The organism is Saccharopolyspora sp. NPDC050642 (assembly GCF_040654735.1).
GTDB classification, from domain to species: domain Bacteria; phylum Actinomycetota; class Actinomycetes; order Mycobacteriales; family Pseudonocardiaceae; genus Saccharopolyspora; species Saccharopolyspora elongata.
In genome coordinates this window covers 76,438-91,570 of the sequence record NZ_JBFAIN010000034.1, presented here as the reverse complement: position 1 = coordinate 91,570, position 15,133 = coordinate 76,438, and the positions used below count along the sequence as shown (strand labels likewise).

General features: G+C 70.4%; 16 protein-coding genes. 10 read left to right on the top strand and 6 right to left on the bottom strand.

Translation table 11 applies throughout. From position 1 onward, the window contains the following. Positions 1-185: 185 nt before the first annotated feature. The 3 genes from AB0H93_RS34880 (at position 186) to AB0H93_RS34870 (ending at position 2,774) form a co-directional block, all read left to right on the top strand. Positions 186-1,652: an AlkA N-terminal domain-containing protein gene (locus AB0H93_RS34880; protein ID WP_358578879.1), complete on the top strand. Its 1,467-nt coding sequence runs from the start codon at positions 186-188 to the stop codon at positions 1,650-1,652. A gap of 13 nt (positions 1,653-1,665) precedes the next feature. After that, positions 1,666-2,172, top strand: coding sequence for a methylated-DNA--[protein]-cysteine S-methyltransferase (locus AB0H93_RS34875; protein ID WP_358578876.1), 507 nt, complete (start codon positions 1,666-1,668; stop codon positions 2,170-2,172). 128 nt (positions 2,173-2,300) lie between these two features. Beyond that, complete coding sequence (locus AB0H93_RS34870) at positions 2,301-2,774, top strand: hypothetical protein (RefSeq protein ID WP_358578874.1); 474 nt, start codon at positions 2,301-2,303, stop codon at positions 2,772-2,774. Positions 2,775-2,846: 72 nt separating this feature from the next. Here the strand turns inward: AB0H93_RS34870 and AB0H93_RS34865 are convergent, their stop codons facing one another. Then, complete coding sequence (locus AB0H93_RS34865; RefSeq protein WP_358578871.1) at positions 2,847-3,428, bottom strand: TIGR03086 family metal-binding protein; 582 nt, start codon at positions 3,426-3,428, stop codon at positions 2,847-2,849. 61 nt (positions 3,429-3,489) lie between these two features. Here AB0H93_RS34865 and AB0H93_RS34860 point away from each other — a divergent pair, with 61 nt between their 5' ends. Continuing rightward, on the top strand, positions 3,490-4,224 hold the full coding sequence (locus tag AB0H93_RS34860; RefSeq protein WP_358578869.1) for a helix-turn-helix domain-containing protein: 735 nt from the start codon (positions 3,490-3,492) through the stop codon (positions 4,222-4,224). A 174-nt stretch (positions 4,225-4,398) separates the two neighbouring features. Here AB0H93_RS34860 and AB0H93_RS34855 read toward each other — a convergent pair whose 3' ends face one another. Then, a complete protein-coding gene (locus AB0H93_RS34855) occupies positions 4,399-4,890 on the bottom strand; it encodes a hypothetical protein (RefSeq protein WP_358578866.1) in 492 nt (163 codons plus the stop codon). Between the two features lie 68 nt (positions 4,891-4,958). On the opposite strand from AB0H93_RS34855, the gene AB0H93_RS34850 reads away from it, so the two are divergent. Continuing rightward, positions 4,959-5,459, top strand: a complete 501-nt coding sequence (locus AB0H93_RS34850) for a MarR family transcriptional regulator (RefSeq protein ID WP_358578863.1) — start codon at positions 4,959-4,961, stop codon at positions 5,457-5,459. A 21-nt stretch (positions 5,460-5,480) separates the two neighbouring features. Here AB0H93_RS34850 and AB0H93_RS34845 read toward each other — a convergent pair whose 3' ends face one another. Beyond that, positions 5,481-6,641: an alpha/beta hydrolase gene (locus tag AB0H93_RS34845; RefSeq protein ID WP_358578860.1), complete on the bottom strand. Its 1,161-nt coding sequence runs from the start codon at positions 6,639-6,641 to the stop codon at positions 5,481-5,483. A gap of 69 nt (positions 6,642-6,710) precedes the next feature. Beyond that, positions 6,711-7,463, bottom strand: a complete 753-nt coding sequence (locus tag AB0H93_RS34840; protein ID WP_358578858.1) for a MerR family transcriptional regulator — start codon at positions 7,461-7,463, stop codon at positions 6,711-6,713. A gap of 179 nt (positions 7,464-7,642) precedes the next feature. On the opposite strand from AB0H93_RS34840, the gene AB0H93_RS34835 reads away from it, so the two are divergent. The 5 genes from AB0H93_RS34835 to AB0H93_RS34815 are packed head-to-tail and all read left to right on the top strand — an operon-like array spanning position 7,643 to position 13,208. Further along, positions 7,643-8,926 (top strand): MFS transporter, encoded by a 1,284-nt coding sequence (locus AB0H93_RS34835; RefSeq protein WP_358578855.1) that lies wholly within the window; start codon positions 7,643-7,645, stop codon positions 8,924-8,926. A gap of 11 nt (positions 8,927-8,937) precedes the next feature. After that, entirely contained in the window at positions 8,938-9,903 is a 966-nt protein-coding gene (locus AB0H93_RS34830) for a hypothetical protein (RefSeq protein ID WP_358578853.1), read from the top strand. Positions 9,904-9,925: 22 nt separating this feature from the next. Next, positions 9,926-10,183, top strand: a complete 258-nt coding sequence (locus tag AB0H93_RS34825) for a zinc-ribbon domain-containing protein (protein WP_358578893.1) — start codon at positions 9,926-9,928, stop codon at positions 10,181-10,183. A gap of 26 nt (positions 10,184-10,209) precedes the next feature. Then, positions 10,210-10,632 carry a hypothetical protein gene (locus tag AB0H93_RS34820; protein ID WP_358578850.1) on the top strand — a complete coding sequence of 141 codons (423 nt, stop codon included), beginning with the start codon at positions 10,210-10,212 and terminating at the stop codon, positions 10,630-10,632. A 2-nt stretch (positions 10,633-10,634) separates the two neighbouring features. Then, positions 10,635-13,208 carry a DUF4132 domain-containing protein gene (locus AB0H93_RS34815; RefSeq protein WP_358578848.1) on the top strand — a complete coding sequence of 858 codons (2,574 nt, stop codon included), beginning with the start codon at positions 10,635-10,637 and terminating at the stop codon, positions 13,206-13,208. A 255-nt stretch (positions 13,209-13,463) separates the two neighbouring features. Here AB0H93_RS34815 and AB0H93_RS34810 read toward each other — a convergent pair whose 3' ends face one another. Together AB0H93_RS34810 and AB0H93_RS34805 are read right to left on the bottom strand one after the other, a co-directional pair. After that, positions 13,464-14,840 (bottom strand): serine hydrolase, encoded by a 1,377-nt coding sequence (locus AB0H93_RS34810; protein WP_358578846.1) that lies wholly within the window; start codon positions 14,838-14,840, stop codon positions 13,464-13,466. Continuing rightward, a complete protein-coding gene (locus AB0H93_RS34805; RefSeq protein WP_358578844.1) occupies positions 14,837-15,085 on the bottom strand; it encodes a hypothetical protein in 249 nt (82 codons plus the stop codon). The genes AB0H93_RS34810 and AB0H93_RS34805 overlap by 4 nt, the downstream gene beginning before the upstream one ends. Positions 15,086-15,133: the final 48 nt, after the last annotated feature.

Here is a 15,133-nt window from a genome sequence, read left to right as displayed (position 1 = left end):
TTGTGTATTGTGTTGTTGTGTTTTGGCCCCTCCACACCCCCCAAAAACCCCCCACGAACCCTAACTCGGGGAGGTGTGCCGGGGCGGGTATGGCCAGTCGGGGTCGCCGCTGAGGGGGCTGGACTGACACGTAGATGTCGTTTTTTCGCTAGCGCTGGCTTGGTGCTGTGGTGATGCTGGTTGGCATGCATGAGGATGTGGCGCGGTGTGTTCGGGCCGTTCAGTCGAAGGACTCTCGGTTCGATGGGTGGTTTTTCACCGCCGTGATCAGCACCGGGATCTACTGCCGGCCCAGTTGTCCGGTCGTTCCGCCCAAGGTGGAGAACATGCGGTTCTATCCGAGCGCCGCCGCTGCTCAGCAGGCTGGGTTCCGGGCCTGCAAGCGGTGTCGGCCCGATGCCAGCCCCGGCTCGCCGCAGTGGAACGAGCGGGCGGACCTGGTGGGCCGGGCGATGCGGCTGATCGCTGATGGCGTCGTCGACCGGGAAGGCGTTCCGGGGCTCGCCGCGCGGCTGGGGTACAGCGTGCGGCAGATCCAGCGGCAGCTGCTGGCCGAGCTGGGGGCCGGGCCGCTTGCGCTGGCCAGGGCTCAGCGCGCGCAGACAGCGCGGCTGCTGATCGAGACCACGTCCGTGCCCATGAGCGATGTCGCGTTCGCTGCTGGTTTCGCCAGCGTGCGGACGTTCAACGACACCGTGCGCGAGGTCTTCGGGCTCGTCCCGACCGAGCTGCGGGCGCGCGCTTCGAAGCGGCAGCCGGCCGCCGCCGGATCGTTGGCGTTGCGGTTGCCGTTCCGGGCGCCTTTGTGCCCGGACAACCTCTTCGGGCACCTCGCCGCCACCGCCGTGCCCGGGGTCGAGGAGTGGCGCGACGGGGCCTATCGCCGCACCTTGCGCCTGCCGCACGGGCACGGCGTCGTCACGCTCCGGCCGCAGCCCGAGTACATCGACTGCCGGTTGACCCTGACCGATCTGCGGGATCTGTCGGCCGCCATCACCCGCTGCCGCTGGCTGCTCGACCTCGACGCCGATCCGGTCGCCGTCGACGATCTCCTGCGCGCGGATCCGGTGCTCGCGCCGCTGGTCGAGAAGGAGCCGGGGCGGCGGGTGCCGCGGACCGTCGACGCCGCCGAGTTCGCGGTGCGGGCCGTGCTCGGGCAGCAGGTTTCCACCGCGGCGGCCCGGACGCATGCCGCTCGGCTGGTCACCGCCCATGGCGAGCCCGTCGATGACCCAGCGGGCGGGCTGACCCACCTGTTCCCGGACGCGGCGGCGCTGGCCGAGCTCGACCCGGAGACGCTCGCCTTCCCGCAGTCGCGGCGGAAGACGATCACGACGCTGATCGGCGCCCTGGCCGCCGGCGGCATCGACCTGAGCGTCGGCAGCGACTGGCACCGGACCCGCGCCCAGCTCGCCGAGCTGCCGGGTTTCGGCCCGTGGACCGTCGAGACGGTCGCCATGCGCGCCATGGGTGATCCCGATGCGTTCGTGCCCACCGACCTCGGCATCCGGTACGCCGCCCGTAACCTGGGGCTGCCCTCGACGCCAGCGGCGCTGACCCGGCATGCGGCCGCTTGGCGCCCCTGGCGGGCGTACGCCGTGCAGTACCTGTGGGCGACCGGCGACCACGCGATCAACCGGCTTCCCGCCTGAGGAGAGGATTTCCGTGCATTCGGTGAAGACCGTCATCGACAGCCCCGTCGGGCCGCTCACCCTCGTCGCCGTCGACGGGGCCCTGACCGGTCTCTACATGGAAGACCAGCGCCATCGCCCGCCCGAGGAGAACTTCGGCGAGCCGGACGCGACGCCGTTCGGGCCGGTGATCGAGCAGCTGGGCGAGTACTTCGCGGGGCAGCGCAGCGAGTTCGACCTGGCGATGGCGCCGGCCGGCACCCCGTTCCAGCGCACCGTGTGGGCCGCCCTGTGCGAAATCCCTTACGGCGAAACGATTTCCTACGGCGAGCTGGCTGAGCGGATCGGGAAGCCGAGCGCCTCTCGGGCCGTCGGCCTGGCCAACGGCAAGAACCCGATCGGCATCATCGTGCCCTGCCACCGGGTCGTCGGCTCCAACGGCAGCCTGACCGGCTACGGCGGCGGGCTGGGCCGGAAGCAGCACCTGCTTGACTTCGAGCGGCGCAACACCGAAGGCGCGCAGGCGGCGTTCGATTTCTAGTCGCGCGCCGGGTGGTGCGCGCCGCCGGTCCGCTTCGTGGCTTCCGAGGCCGCTCCGGTTCCCGGGGCGATTTCGCGCGAAATCGCCACACCACGCCCCATCCTGAAACGACCGCTTAGGCTGAGCTCATGGAATCCTCGTGGGCGCCCGTGTGGCGGTTCGTCCGTCGCCACCACCGGATCATCATGGCGGTGGTGTGGTTGGTGCTCACGCCGTTGACCTGGTGGGCGCTGCACTCGTTCGCGCACTACGTCGACACGCTGGACTGGGATTGCGGCGGCGGTTCCTGTGCCACCAACGACGCACTGGGCGGCGCGATGCCCCTGGCGATCGTGGGCGGCATCGCGGCGTCCGTCGTGGGCGGTTTCGCGCTCGGCGCCATCGCGCCGGCCATCACGCTGGGCGGTCTCGGCGTCTCGTTCCTGCTCGGGCTGCGGGCCGCAGTCGCCGATGGCTTCACGCCGGAGCACACCATCGGCGTTCCGAAGGGTTTCTCGATCGCCCTGATGGTGATCGGCGGCCTGTTCCTGCTCGGCGCCATCGCGGGCTGGAAGGGCAAGCTCGACCGCCGCCGCGCCCGCGCCGCCGACTTGAGGTCGTGAGTGTTTTGGAGCGCTAAAGCACTCCAAAACACTCACGGGCCGAGTGACCAGCGGAAACCTTGAAGCTCCCGGTCAGGGCGACCAGGCGGGGTTCCGCCCCGCCAGGCCGAGGATCTGGTCCAATGTGGACGAAGTGGCCGGGACGGTGACCTCGGCGTCGTAGACGCCCATCGCCCGGCCCTGCTCGGCGGTTTTCGCGACCTCGCCGTGCACGTAGTCGAGGACGTCGTCGTCCGGCGCCACGCGCTGTCCGGTGGCCTTCGCCAGATCCCAGCCGTGCACCACCAGCTCCACCACGATCATGCCGCCGACCAGCGAGGCGGGCAGTTCCGTCGGGCCGCCCATGTGCGTGGTGCCTTCCCACGCGCCCGGCTCGCTCCAGGAGCCCGCGGTGCGGTCCAGCAGTGCCACCAGGTCCGCGGCCCAGTCGCTGCCGGTCAGGTCCAGGTCCTGCTCGGCTTCGGCGGGCGGCGGCACCGTCTCCTTGCGCGCGGCGGCCTCCAGCGACGGCCCCCAGAACAGCAGGTGGTTCACCAGCTTGCGCACGTCGTACTCGGCGCACGGCGTCGGGGCGTCGAGCTGGTCGGGCTTGATGTTGCGAACGACTTCCCGCAGCGACGCGGCCGCGCGGGTCAGGAACTGTGCTTCGGACATGGCCCCAGACAAGCACGGCGGGCGGCCGACGTCTTGAACGAACGCGACATAGGATCCACCCGTGACCAGGGACGCCCGCGGACTCGGGGGTGCGTGGACGAAGTACCAGCGCCACGCCACCCACGCCCCGTCACCGGACCTCGCCCGCCACGTCGAGCGCTACTGGGTCGTTTCCTGGGACTACCGCGAGCCCTACCGGCAGCTGATCGTGCCCTTCCCGAACGTGCACCTGACGTTCCAGGACGGCGGCGCGACCGTGAACGGCGTCTTCAGCGGCCACCAGACCAGGGTGCTGGAAGGCTGCAGCGGGGTGTTCGGGGTGGCGTTCCGGCCCGGCTGCTTCCGGCCGTTCCTAGGCGCATCGGTCTCGACGATCACGGACCGGTCGATCGACGCGCGCGAGATCTTCGGCGCTGGGCTGCCGGACGCGCCGGATGTGGCCGAGGTCGAGCGGTTCCTCCGGGCTCGCTTGCCGCGGCCCGACCCGAAGGCCGACGAGGCCGCGGAAATCGTCGCGCTGATCGCCGCGGAACCCCAGATCACCAGGGTCGACGCGCTCGCCGATGAGCTCGGCACGAGCGTCCGCCGGCTGCAGCGGCTGTTCGCGGAGTACGTCGGGATCGGGCCGAAGTGGGTGATCCGCCGCTACCGGCTGCGCGAGGCGACCGAGCGGATGGGGGAGGGGAACTGGGCGGCGCTCGCGGCCGAACTCGGCTACGCCGACCAGGCGCACTTCGCCCGGGACTTCAAGGACATGTTCGGCGAACCTCCCACCTGGTACGCCGAGCGGTGCTAGCGGCGATTTAGCGCGAAATCGCAATCCCAGGAGGCGATTTCGCGGGAACCGGGCTCCGCCCGCTCGGCGCGGGCGGAGTCGCAGGGGAAACTGCGGTCGGGCCGGACGCGGCCGTCGGCCTTCGGCCGATGGCCGACGTGCTGAGGCGTCCGCGACCGAAGTCGGGGACAGGTCTCATGCGCTGGCGGGGCTGGCGCTGGTGGCGCGGAAGTACGCCGCGGCGGTGACCACGACGGCCAGCGCCACCGGCGCGAACGCGACCGCGAAGTCCATCGGGCGGGCCGCCATGAGGAACGCGCCGGCCAGGGTGAACGCCGGTGCGCCCCACTGGACCGCCGCGGTTCCCGCGTTCGCCTGGCGGGAGAGCCGGCCCGGCCGGCGCAGCAGCCTGCTCGTGTAGATCGAGGTCGCCAGGATCGAGATGCTGGAGACGATCCCGGCCGCGACCCAGGCGCCGACCTCGGAGCCCTGCCGCAGCAGGATTCCGCCGCTGGCCGCGACCAGGACGTTGACCAGCGGTATCACGTTCACCAGCACCTCAAGTCCGGGCGCGCGCTGCCCGGCCGCGTCGCGGCGGAGTCGGCTGAGTTCGGCGGTCTGCACGCCGAGCATGACGGTGAGCAGCAGGGCGAGGGTGACGTGGACGGCCAGCACCGTGCTGTGCATGGGAGCTCCTCCGGGTTGCTTCGGAAATCAGATTAGTTTGGATCTCCAAACATAGATATCATGGTGCCGTGACCGCAACGCCCGAGACGAGTCCCGACGCGCCGCGCCCCACTTCGGCGGAACTGCTGGTGCTCGGCCAGATCCCGCTGATCGCGGCGTCGTTCCGGCGCGTGCGCAGCGAGATGCCCGAACAGCTGCGCACGACCTTCGAGGAACACGGCCTGAGCGCGCGTCACGGCGCGGTGCTCACCCAGCTCATGGCCGGGGAGCCGGCGAGCGTCAGTGAGCTCGCGAAGCGGCTGCGGCTGTCGCTGTCGACCGTGAGCGAACTGGTCGGCGCGCTCGGCCGGTCCGGGCTCGTCGTCCGCGAGGAAGACCCCGCCAACCGCAGGCGGACCCTGGTGTCCTTCCCGCCGGGTGTTCGCGAGGTGTACGAGGAGTTCGTCGCCATCCGCTGCGCGCCGCTGGTGCGGGCGATGTCGAAGCTTTCGGCGAGCGACCGGGCAGGCTTTCTGGCAGGGCTCTCGGCCTGGGCGGACGAAGAGCGGGAGATGGGCGGGCGCGACTGACCACAGTGGAGCCGTCGCCCGTCAGCGGGGTAGGTGTCGTGCGAAGAACGTGCGCACGTGGTCGCGGATCGCGGGCACCGATTCGGCCGGGTCGATCGCGCCGACCAGCTTCGCCCGGTCCTCGGCGCTCATCAGCCCGGCGTCCTGGAGCTGGGGCGCTTGGGCGCCGTAGTCGGTGAACACCCAGTGCGTGGCGTTGTCGAGCTGTTCCCAGCGGGTGCATCCCCGGTGGGCGAGCATCGCCGTCCAGGTGCGCTCGAAGCGCTCGTCGCGGAAGCCATCGGTGCCCAGCAACAGCAACGGCCGGTCCACGCCGTCCCGGGCCACCGGGAGCAGTTCGCCGTCCTGGCCGGGTTGTTCCGGCAGGTAGTCGAGGTAGCCCTCCATGTTGACGGCGGCGTCGATGCGCCGGTCCTCGTACAGCGCCTCGGCCACCGTCGCGCCGCCTGCGGAGTGGCCGTACGCGCCGATCCGCCGCAGGTCCAGCTCCCGGCCGAGGTTCTCGGGCAGCGCGCGTGCTTCCACGTCCGGGTTGCGCCCGGCGGCCAGGTCGCCCAGCCGGTCCAGGACGAACCGGGTGTCGGCGACCCGGGTGTCGAGCATGGTGCGGAACAGCTCCGGGTCGGTCCGGGGATCGCCGGGGACGTCGATCGTGCGCACCCGGCCGCCGGGGAATTCGACCTCGCTGGTTTCGCCGGGGTGGTCGATGGTCACCACGACGTTGCCGTGGCTGGCGAGTTCTTCGGCGAGCCCGGTGCCGATCGTGCGCGGGTCGGCGCCGCCCGGGCTGTAGAGCAGCACCGGGCGCGCGACGGGCTGCGCGGGCGCGCCGGTGTGCGAGTGGGTCGCGGTGGCCGCCCAGTCCACGCCCTCGTCCGGCAGCTCCGGATGCAGGTGGACCGGGTCGAAGCCCTTGAACACCTCGGCCGCCGCGGGCGTCAGCTGCGGTGCGACCGGGTATCCGCGGACGGTGCTCGCGGGGTAGAACACCGTGACCATCAGTTCCCTGGCGGTGCCGTTCCACGGGTCGGTCCGGTCGCGGTCGACCAGGTGCAGCATCGTGGTGCCGAGCCGGTGCGGTCCGGTCGGCGCCGGTAGCCGCAAGGTCGTCGGCTCCGCGTGCGCGGTGCCGCCGGCGGCGAGCAGCAGCGCGGCGGCGAGGATCGTCGTCGTGCGCAACATGTTTTCCCCTTCCGTTCCCAGGGCATGACAGGTCGAGCCCGCAACTTCCGTTCGGGCTTTTCGTCGAGTTCAGCTCTTCCGCATGACCGAGCAGGCGCGGTCCAGGTAGTCCAAGAAGTCCTCGCCGAACACGAAGCCCCGGTCGTCGGGGACGGCGCGTTCCCGGAGGAAGCGGAGCATCGTCTGCAGGATCGCGGGGTCGCCGCCGGTGAACAGGTCGCCGAGCTCGAACAGGCGCCGCGTGGCGCGCTGCACCTCGGGATCGTCCACCGGGTCGGCGGCCTGGCAGTGCCGCACCAGCTTCGCCGCCACCAGCGGCCATTCCGCGTCCAGCAGCTTCCTGCCCTCAGCGCCGAGCGCGTCGGCGCGTTCGTCCAGGACGGCCTGCTGCTCGTCGGTGATGTACTGGTCGATCGTGGTCATCCGGCCCAGCGCGGTGAGGAACTCGCCGCTCTCCGGGCGCCACGAGCCGTCCAGCTGCTCCAGCAGGTTCCTGGTCCGGCCTCGCAGCGCGTCCAGCCGGCCGGCCTGCTCGTCGAGCTGGTCGAGGTGGCCGACGAGCACCTCGCGCAGCGCGGCGGGATCGGCCAGCACATCGCCGATCTCCTCCAGAGACATCCCCAGCTGCCGCAGCAGCCGGATCTGGTAGAGCCGCTGCAGGTCGTGCTCGGTGTACCGGCGGTGCCCGGACCGGGTTCGCTCGCCGGCCCGCAGCAGCCCGAGCTCGTCGTAGTGGTGCAGCGTGCGCACGGTCAGGCGGGTAGCCCTGGCCAGCGCCCCAACGCTCCACTGCGGCTGCTTCTCGCCCCCGGTTCCGGTCACGGGAACGACACTAGAACCTCCCGCTACGTCAGGTTCAACACCGGCGCCGGAAGAATCCACTGTGGACGTGTGGAGACGGGTCTTGCGGCCCTCGGTCGGCCGCCTTACGATCCCTGCTACTCGATCGATCGATCGACGGACACGGTCCGATCGGATCGGATCGCGGCGGGAGTGATGGGATGCACGGCACCAGAGAACTGCGGCGAGTCGCTTCCGCGGCGTTCATCGGCACGGCGTTGGAGTGGTACGACTACTTCCTCTTCGGCGCGGCCGCCGCGCTGGTCTTCGACCGCGTCTTCTTCCCCGATCTCGATCCGGGCACCGGCCTGATCGCCTCCTTCCTCACGTTCGCGGTCGGCTTCGTCGTCCGGCCGCTGGGCGGGATCCTGTTCGGGCACATCGGCGACCGCCTCGGCCGCCGCCGGGCGCTGACCGCCACGCTGCTGATCATGGGCCTGTCCACCGGCGCGATCGGCCTGCTGCCGGGATACCAGCAGATCGGCTTCATGGCCCCGGTGCTGCTCGCCGTTCTGCGCTGCCTGCAAGGGCTTTCGGCGGCCGGCGAGTGGTCCGGTGCGACGCTCATGGCGGTCGAGCACGCGCCAGAGGGGCGGCGCGGCTGGTACGGCGCGATGCCGCAGTACGGGGCGCCGGCGGGGACGCTGCTGTCCAGCGGTGCGATGGCGTTGGCGACGCTGCTGCCAGAGGAGCAGTTCGTGGCGTGGGGCTGGCGGATCCCGTTCCTGGTTTCGTTCGCGCTGCTGCTGGTCGGCTTCCAGGTCCGGCGCCGGATCGAGGAATCCCCCTTGTTCGAAAGGGAATCCCGGGAGAAGGTGCCTGTCCTGGCGGTGCTGCGGGGCCATTGGCGGGAGGTGGTGATCGCGTTGTCGGCGACCATCGCCAACACCGGCGGCCTGTACCTGCTGACGACGTTCCTGGTCGGCTACGGCACGACCGCGCTGGGCCTGCCCAGGCACGTGATGCTCGCGGCGACGCTGATCCCGGCGGCGCTGGAGTTCCCGGTGATGGCGCTGAGCGCCCGGCTGGCCGACCGGTTCGGCCCGGGCCGGATGTGCGTCGCCGGCTCGCTGCTCTCGGCGATCACCGCCTTCCCGGTGTTCCTGCTGGTCGACACGCGATCCCCGGTGCTGGTGGTGCTGGGCGCGGCCGTCGGGATCGGCATGCTCACCATCACCTACGCTGCGCTGGGCACCCTGATCGCGTCGATCTTCCCGCCGTCGCTGCGCTACACGGGCGTCGCGATGGGCGTCAACCTCGCCGGGGTGGTCGGCGGCCTGCTGCCGTACTTCGCCACCCAGCTGCTCGTGCTGTCCGGCAACGCTTCCTGGCCCGCGGCGACGCTGCTGCTCGTGATCGCGGTGTGGAGCCTGCTCGGCAGCCTGGCCGCGCAGCGCCGCCTGGGGGCGAAAAGCCAAGCGCGCCAATTCGAATCGGTGGCCTGAGAGGAATCAGCATGCCCAGCGCGATGACCACATCCGGTCCGGTCGACCGCGACCGGCTCGGCCCGACCCTGCCGCACGAGCACCTGTTCATCAACCTGCTCCGCGAGCGCCGCGGCGACGGCCTGATCACCGACGAGCGGCTGGTCACCGCGGAAGTCGGCGCGTTCGCCGAACTCGGCGGTGGCACGATCGTGGACCTCACCTCCGCGGAACTGACCGTCGGAGCCGCCCCGGACCCCCGCAGCGACGCCGCAGGCGACACCCGAGACCCGGAGAACGTCCTGGCCGTCGCGCGCGTCGCGAAGGCCGCCGGGCTCAACGTGGTGCTGGGCACCGGGCACTACCGCGACCCGTTCCTGGACCGGGACTGGTTCGACCGGCACGACCCGGACCAGATCGCCGAGCAGCTGGTCCGAGACCTGACCGAAGGCTTCCCGGGGACCGGCACCCGGGCCGGCATCATCGGCGAGATCGGCGCCGACAAGTGGTACATCTCGGCGGCGGAGGAGCGTTCCTTCCGGGCAGCCGCCCGCGCCCACCGCGCAACCGGGGCGGCGATCTACACCCATGCGGCGCGCTGGCCGGTCGGGCTGCCGCAGCTCGACCTGCTCGCGGCGGAGGACGTCGCGCCGGAGCGGATCGCGATCGGGCACTGCGACCTGGTCGAGAAGCCGGGCTACGCGCTGGAAATCGCGCGGCGCGGGGCCTACGTCGGGATCGACACCATCTTCACGGCGAACCCGCACGAGGTGCGGCGGCGCGTGGCGCTGGTGGTCGAGCTCGCGCGAGCGGGGCATGTCGACCAGATCCTGCTCTCCCACGACGTCTGCGTGAAATCGCAGCTCAGCGCATACGGCGGCACCGGCTACACGTTCCTGCAGACGACTTTCCGGGACGCCTTGCGAGAGGCGGGGATCGACGACGGGGAGTTCGAGCGGATCACGGAGGACAACCCGGCCCGGCTGCTCTGCGGCTGAACCCGCCGACCGACACCCCGAGATCGCCACCGAGTTCGTCGAGAACCTCACACGCCCGAATGTTGGCCCAGATCTGCTGGGGCCCAACTCCAGCGATCGATGCCGGTGGCGTTGCCACTGCGGACACACCTGGCGAACCACACCTGGCAACCGCGTCAAGGCCGGGCCAGGCTGCACCAAATGCCGATGCGCAGCAAAGCTGTCGGCAGACCAAGGAGGTGTCACGCATTACGGGTCGCCGAGCGGTAACGCCGCGTATTCCACTGTGGCCAATTCCTGACAGGGCGCTGTTCTATGGTGGCGGCCGTGGTCGACATCGAGGTGCGCAGCCGGGTGCCCGGCGCGTCTGGCGGTGACGTGCCGGCGGTGCTGGTGCGGCTGGTCGGCGATCGCACGACGGTGCGGGAGCTGATCCAGCGCGCGGTCGAGGAGCAGATCCGGGAGTTGCGCGCCGACGCGGTGCGTTGCCGGCGCGTCCTCGACCGGCAGTACCTGTCCAACGACGATCTCCGGGCGCAGGCCTGCACCGGTGCGATCAGGTTGCCGCGGCAGGCGCCGGCGAACCCGGACGTGACCACGGAGGCTGCGCGGGCGCACCGGGCCTTCGCCCGGGGCACGTTCGTGGTCTTCGTCGGCGGACGGCAGGTCGTCGGCTTGGACGAAGAGGTCACGCTTCGGCTGGGTGAGCCGGTCGTGTTCCTGCGGCTGGTCGCGCTGGCGGGAGGCTGATCGTGGTGGAGCGATCCGTACCAGAGATCTACATCGACGTCGTCCACGAACAGCGCGGGGCGCTGTGGCGGCTGGTGGACCGGGCGCGGGTCGCGCTGGAGGCCGGCGACGTGGCGGGACTGCGGGATACCGCCGAGGTGATCCGGCTCCGGATCAGGCAGGGCGAAGACCAGACGATCGGGAACCTGGCACCGCACGTGGCCGATATCGTCGCGGAGCTGGACGAGCTCTACGACGCCGGCTTCCCGGTCGACCGGCCGGACGACATCACCGGCCTGCTGGATGCGCCGTGGCCGACGGCTCATCGGAAAGCCCTGCTCGCTGCCTTTCTCGGGCGCGACGTCCGGCACCGGCTGTTGTTGGACGAGGTGGCGGAGCGGGCCATTGCCGCCACCGACACCCGCCTGCTGCGGGTGCTCGTCTGCACCCCGCTGGGCACCCTTTGCAGGGAGACCGTGGCGCGGATTCTCGACGGGCTGCACCGGGCCGGTGCCCTCGACGCCGCCGTGGTCGAACGGGCTTTCACCGATGACCGCTACCTCGGTTACGCCATCATCGGCCAAGCGCCGACCGGTGATGCGACCGCGCCGCCGCTGGCCTGCGCGGGCGCCGTGCGGAACCACGTGGACGCGCTGACCTGGCGGCTCGTCTCCGCACCAGCCCCGGCCGACTGGGACGAGCTGCCCAAGGTGCTGGTACCGCGCGGCCTGCGGTTCGTTCGGGCGGCGCTGACCTGGCACGGCGACGAGCGGGTGGCAGACCACCTCGGCGCGGCGGAACTTACCGACGCGGAATGCGCCACCCTGCTCGACTTGCTGCGGGATCGGCCGGTGGAGGAGCAGCGCCGAGTATTCGGGTGGCGGCTGCGTGCGGGTGACGCCGACGCGCTGCTTCCGCTGTTCGGCTTGGAACGCGCCGCGCCGTTGCTGCGCCTGATCCGGGCGATGCCAGTCGGCGAAGCCACCCGCCAGGACCGGGCCGTCTTCCTCGCCGCGATCGAGGACGCCGGTGTGGACGCCGCCCGGCGCCTGCTGGAGCTCGAACCGAACGAGCTGGTCTCCGCGGTCATGGGGTGGAACCGTGCCCAGGTGCTGAAGCGCGTCAAGCACAATGCGCTGCAGGGCATCGCCGCATTCGGGATGCTGCCCCTGGCTTCGGACGAGACGGTCCTCGATCGCTACCTGGCGTTGCGCGAGTCCGCGAAGAAGGGCGCCAAGCTCGGTCCAAACAGCAGGCACAGCCACGCCGCCGCGATCGCGGTCGCCCTCGACCACTTGGCGCAGGTAGCCGGAGTTCCGGAGGCGAGCCGTCTCGAATGGGACTGCGAGGCGCGCATCGCCATCGAGACCCCCATGGAGGCGGAGGTCGGCGACTACCGGATCGCGTTGCGGTTCGACGGTGCCGACCCGGCGATGACGGTCAGCCGGGCGGGCAAGGCGCTGAAGTCGGTGCCGGCCGCCGTCCGCGCCGACCCCGGCTACCAGGAGCTGCGTGAGCACCAGGAGCGACTGCGGGACCAGGCTCGCCGGATGCGGACCGGGCTGGTGGAGCGGCTGGTCGCTACCGCCGGGACGCTGGCGCCTGACGAACTGGCCCGACTGCTGTCACTGCCGGCTGGTGCGGCGATGCTGCCCGCGTTGCTCTGGCGAGACCGGGCAGGCGTGATCGACCTGCTCGACCAGGTCGACATCACCGGCCCGGTCACCGCTGTCCACCCTGTCGAATTGCACGAGCGGGGGGTGCTCGCCGACTGGCAGGCGGAGATCGTGCGGCGTCGGCTCCGGCAACCGGTCAAGCAGGCGTTCCGGGAGTTGTACGTGCTCACTCCGGCGGAACGCGAGGCGGGCGACGTGTCGCGGCGGTTCGCCGGTCAGACGGTCAACGGCAGGGTGGCGGGCCAGTTGCTGTCCGGTCGGGGCTGGTTCATCCACGGCGAGTACGACGACCACCAGGCGACCCGCACCGTCGGCGACGGCCTCATCGCCGCGCTGCGCTGCGATTTCCACGGCTACTTCGGGATGGGCGATGTCCATGTCGGCGAGATCCGCTTCCTGACCGGCGGCGACCGTGACCCGGGCTGCTACGGCGCCTCGACCGGCTCGGGCAGCGTCGGCGGCACCCCAGTGCCGCTGGTCGACGTGCCACTCGTGGTGTTCTCCGAGGTCATGCGAGACCTGGACCTCGCGGTGTCGGTCGCCGGCGCCCAGCCGGAGGAGTACCTATCGCCGACGCAGGCGGCGAGTCGGACGCAGGTGCTCGCGGCGCTCATCGCCGACCTGGGGCTGACCCGGGTCACCGTCGAGGGGCACTCGGCCGTGGTACGCGGCACCCGGGCGACCTACCGGGTGCATCTGACCAGCGGCAGCATCCACATCGCTCCGGCCGGCCACCTTTGCGTGGTGCCCGCCTCGTTCGGCGCCAGGGCGCACCGACGGCTGTTCCTGCCGTTCGCCGACGAGGACCAGATGACGAGCATCATTTTGAGCAAGGTGCTCCTGCTCGCCGAAGACGAGAAGATCAGCGATCCGTCGATCCTGACTCAGCTCGATTCCCTCACCGGCAAGGCCGCTACTTGACGTGGCAGGCAAGGAGAATCCGCCTACTCGCAACCACTCGGACAGCGAGACCGATCACCCGAGCACAGGCCGATCCCGACATCGGCCCGGAGACGAGGTTGTCCCACGGGCAGGTTGGCCGCTGGTGCGGTCGATATCCGGACCGGTGTGGTTATCCGCTACGTGCCCGAGACTCGCAACCGCGATGCCACCCAGATCGGCACGGCCCTGGAACGCTGCTTTCAACGCCAGACGACGTGAACGAGGTCCGCACGGTCACCCTGATCTTGGGTTCACCCGGCAGTTGGTGTGGAGGTATCGGGCAGCGCCGTCCGCGAAGTCGTAGATCGCGACCGTCTGGGTGTCCTCCAAGGAATCCACTGGCGGCATCAGGAAATTCGTCTCGCTCACCGGGAGGAGTTCATATCTGATTCGGTCCGGTTTCTGGAGGAATTCCGCCTGCGTCGGGTCGAGGACCAGGGTCAGGTGCAGCCTCCCGCCTCCGGCCGACACCTCGTAGCGTGCGCCGGGGCGCTCGTAGACGCCAACGTAGCTGGACAGGTCGAGGTTCCGCGTCGCATCCGGTGCGGGCAGGTCCGGGATGGTGACCGTGCCGAGGTCGGTCAGGATCTCGTTGAACACCTTGCGGTAGAAGCTTTCCCGCGGTCCGCCGTTCGTCAGCATCGCGATGGCGGTGCCCGAGTCCGGCAGAATCCGTAGCCGGGCGTTCTGGCCGATCGTGCTGCCGTCGGCCGCGTAGACGGTTTCGCCGTGCCAGTCGCACGCGATCAGACCGAGCGCCCATTCCGGCCCGAACATGTACGGATCCGGTACGGGCACCCGCGAACGCATCATCTCCCGGATGCTTTCGGCCGAGACGATCTGCTTTCCGTTCGCCGCCTTGCCTTCGCCGAGCAGGACGTGCGCCATTGCGAGCACCTCCCGGGGCGTCGAGGTGATGCCCCCGCCGGGGCCGAAGGCGCGCGGCAGGTAGTCCACGGGTGTGACGATGGGGCCTTCTTCCGGGGAACGGATCAGGTGGCCGGTCGCGGCGCGGGTTTCGTCCACCTGCTCGCGCCGGCTGCTCGTGCTGGTCAGGCCCATGGGGTCGAAGAGGCGATCCCGCATGACGTCGTCCCAGCGTTTGCCATCGTGCACCTCCAGGATCCGCGCGAGAATCGCGTATCCCAGCGCCGCGCTGTAACCGTGGGTGTGGCCGACCGGGAAGACCTGGGGCGCGTTGGCGATGTTCTCGACCATGCGCTCGTAGACGTCGTCGTCTTCGCCGGGATCGCCGTAGGCTTCCTCGATACCGTTGGTGTGGCACAGCAGGTGCCGTGGGGTGACCTTGGCGCTTGCCTCCGGATCGGCAACCTTGAAACCGGGCATATAGGTCCGCACCGGCTCGTCCAGATCGACCTTCCCCTCGTCGACGAGCTGCATGAAGGCCAGCGCGGTCCACGTCTTGGTCATGGAGCCGCATTGGTAGATGGTGTCCGTCGTAACGGGTTCCCGCGTTTCCACGTTCTTGACGCCGACCGCGAGCTCGGCGAGTTCTCCGCCGTGGAGCACACCGATCGCGGCGCTCGGGATGCCGTACTCCGCCAGGAGTTCCGCGACCCGGGCTCGAATCCGTGGGACGTCGATCGTCATCGCGGGAGACCGACCGCGTTCGCGGCGTCCGCTTCGAAGTACTCCGTCGTGGCGTAGGTGCCGGTGTGCGGCTCGAAGAAGTCCCGAACGGCATCGATGGAGTCGTGATCGATGACGTTGACCGCCTTGGCCCCGTCCTTGCTCGCGACCGCCAGCTTCCACTTGGCGCCCTTGGGGAGCTTGGCGTGCGCCGTCTTCAGGCCACTCCAGAACTTGCCGTCGTCCGAGACGGTCGACACGGCCATTACGTGCATCGTTGTTCCCTCTCTTTCCAGATGAGGAAAAGCTACGTT

What these genes read in the sequence shown, in the direction of transcription:
- AB0H93_RS34880 (WP_358578879.1), top strand. Translation starts at nt 186, where the DNA reads ATGCATGAGGATGTGGCGCGGTGTGTTCGGGCCGTTCAGTCGAAGGAC.
- AB0H93_RS34870 (WP_358578874.1), top strand. Translation starts at nt 2,301, where the DNA reads ATGGAATCCTCGTGGGCGCCCGTGTGGCGGTTCGTCCGTCGCCACCAC.
- AB0H93_RS34865 (WP_358578871.1), bottom strand. Translation starts at nt 3,428, where the DNA reads ATGTCCGAAGCACAGTTCCTGACCCGCGCGGCCGCGTCGCTGCGGGAA.
- AB0H93_RS34855 (WP_358578866.1), bottom strand. Translation starts at nt 4,890, where the DNA reads ATGCACAGCACGGTGCTGGCCGTCCACGTCACCCTCGCCCTGCTGCTC.
- AB0H93_RS34845 (WP_358578860.1), bottom strand. Translation starts at nt 6,641, where the DNA reads ATGTTGCGCACGACGACGATCCTCGCCGCCGCGCTGCTGCTCGCCGCC.
- AB0H93_RS34835 (WP_358578855.1), top strand. Translation starts at nt 7,643, where the DNA reads ATGCACGGCACCAGAGAACTGCGGCGAGTCGCTTCCGCGGCGTTCATC.
- AB0H93_RS34830 (WP_358578853.1), top strand. Translation starts at nt 8,938, where the DNA reads ATGCCCAGCGCGATGACCACATCCGGTCCGGTCGACCGCGACCGGCTC.
- AB0H93_RS34810 (WP_358578846.1), bottom strand. Translation starts at nt 14,840, where the DNA reads ATGACGATCGACGTCCCACGGATTCGAGCCCGGGTCGCGGAACTCCTG.
- AB0H93_RS34805 (WP_358578844.1), bottom strand. Translation starts at nt 15,085, where the DNA reads ATGGCCGTGTCGACCGTCTCGGACGACGGCAAGTTCTGGAGTGGCCTG.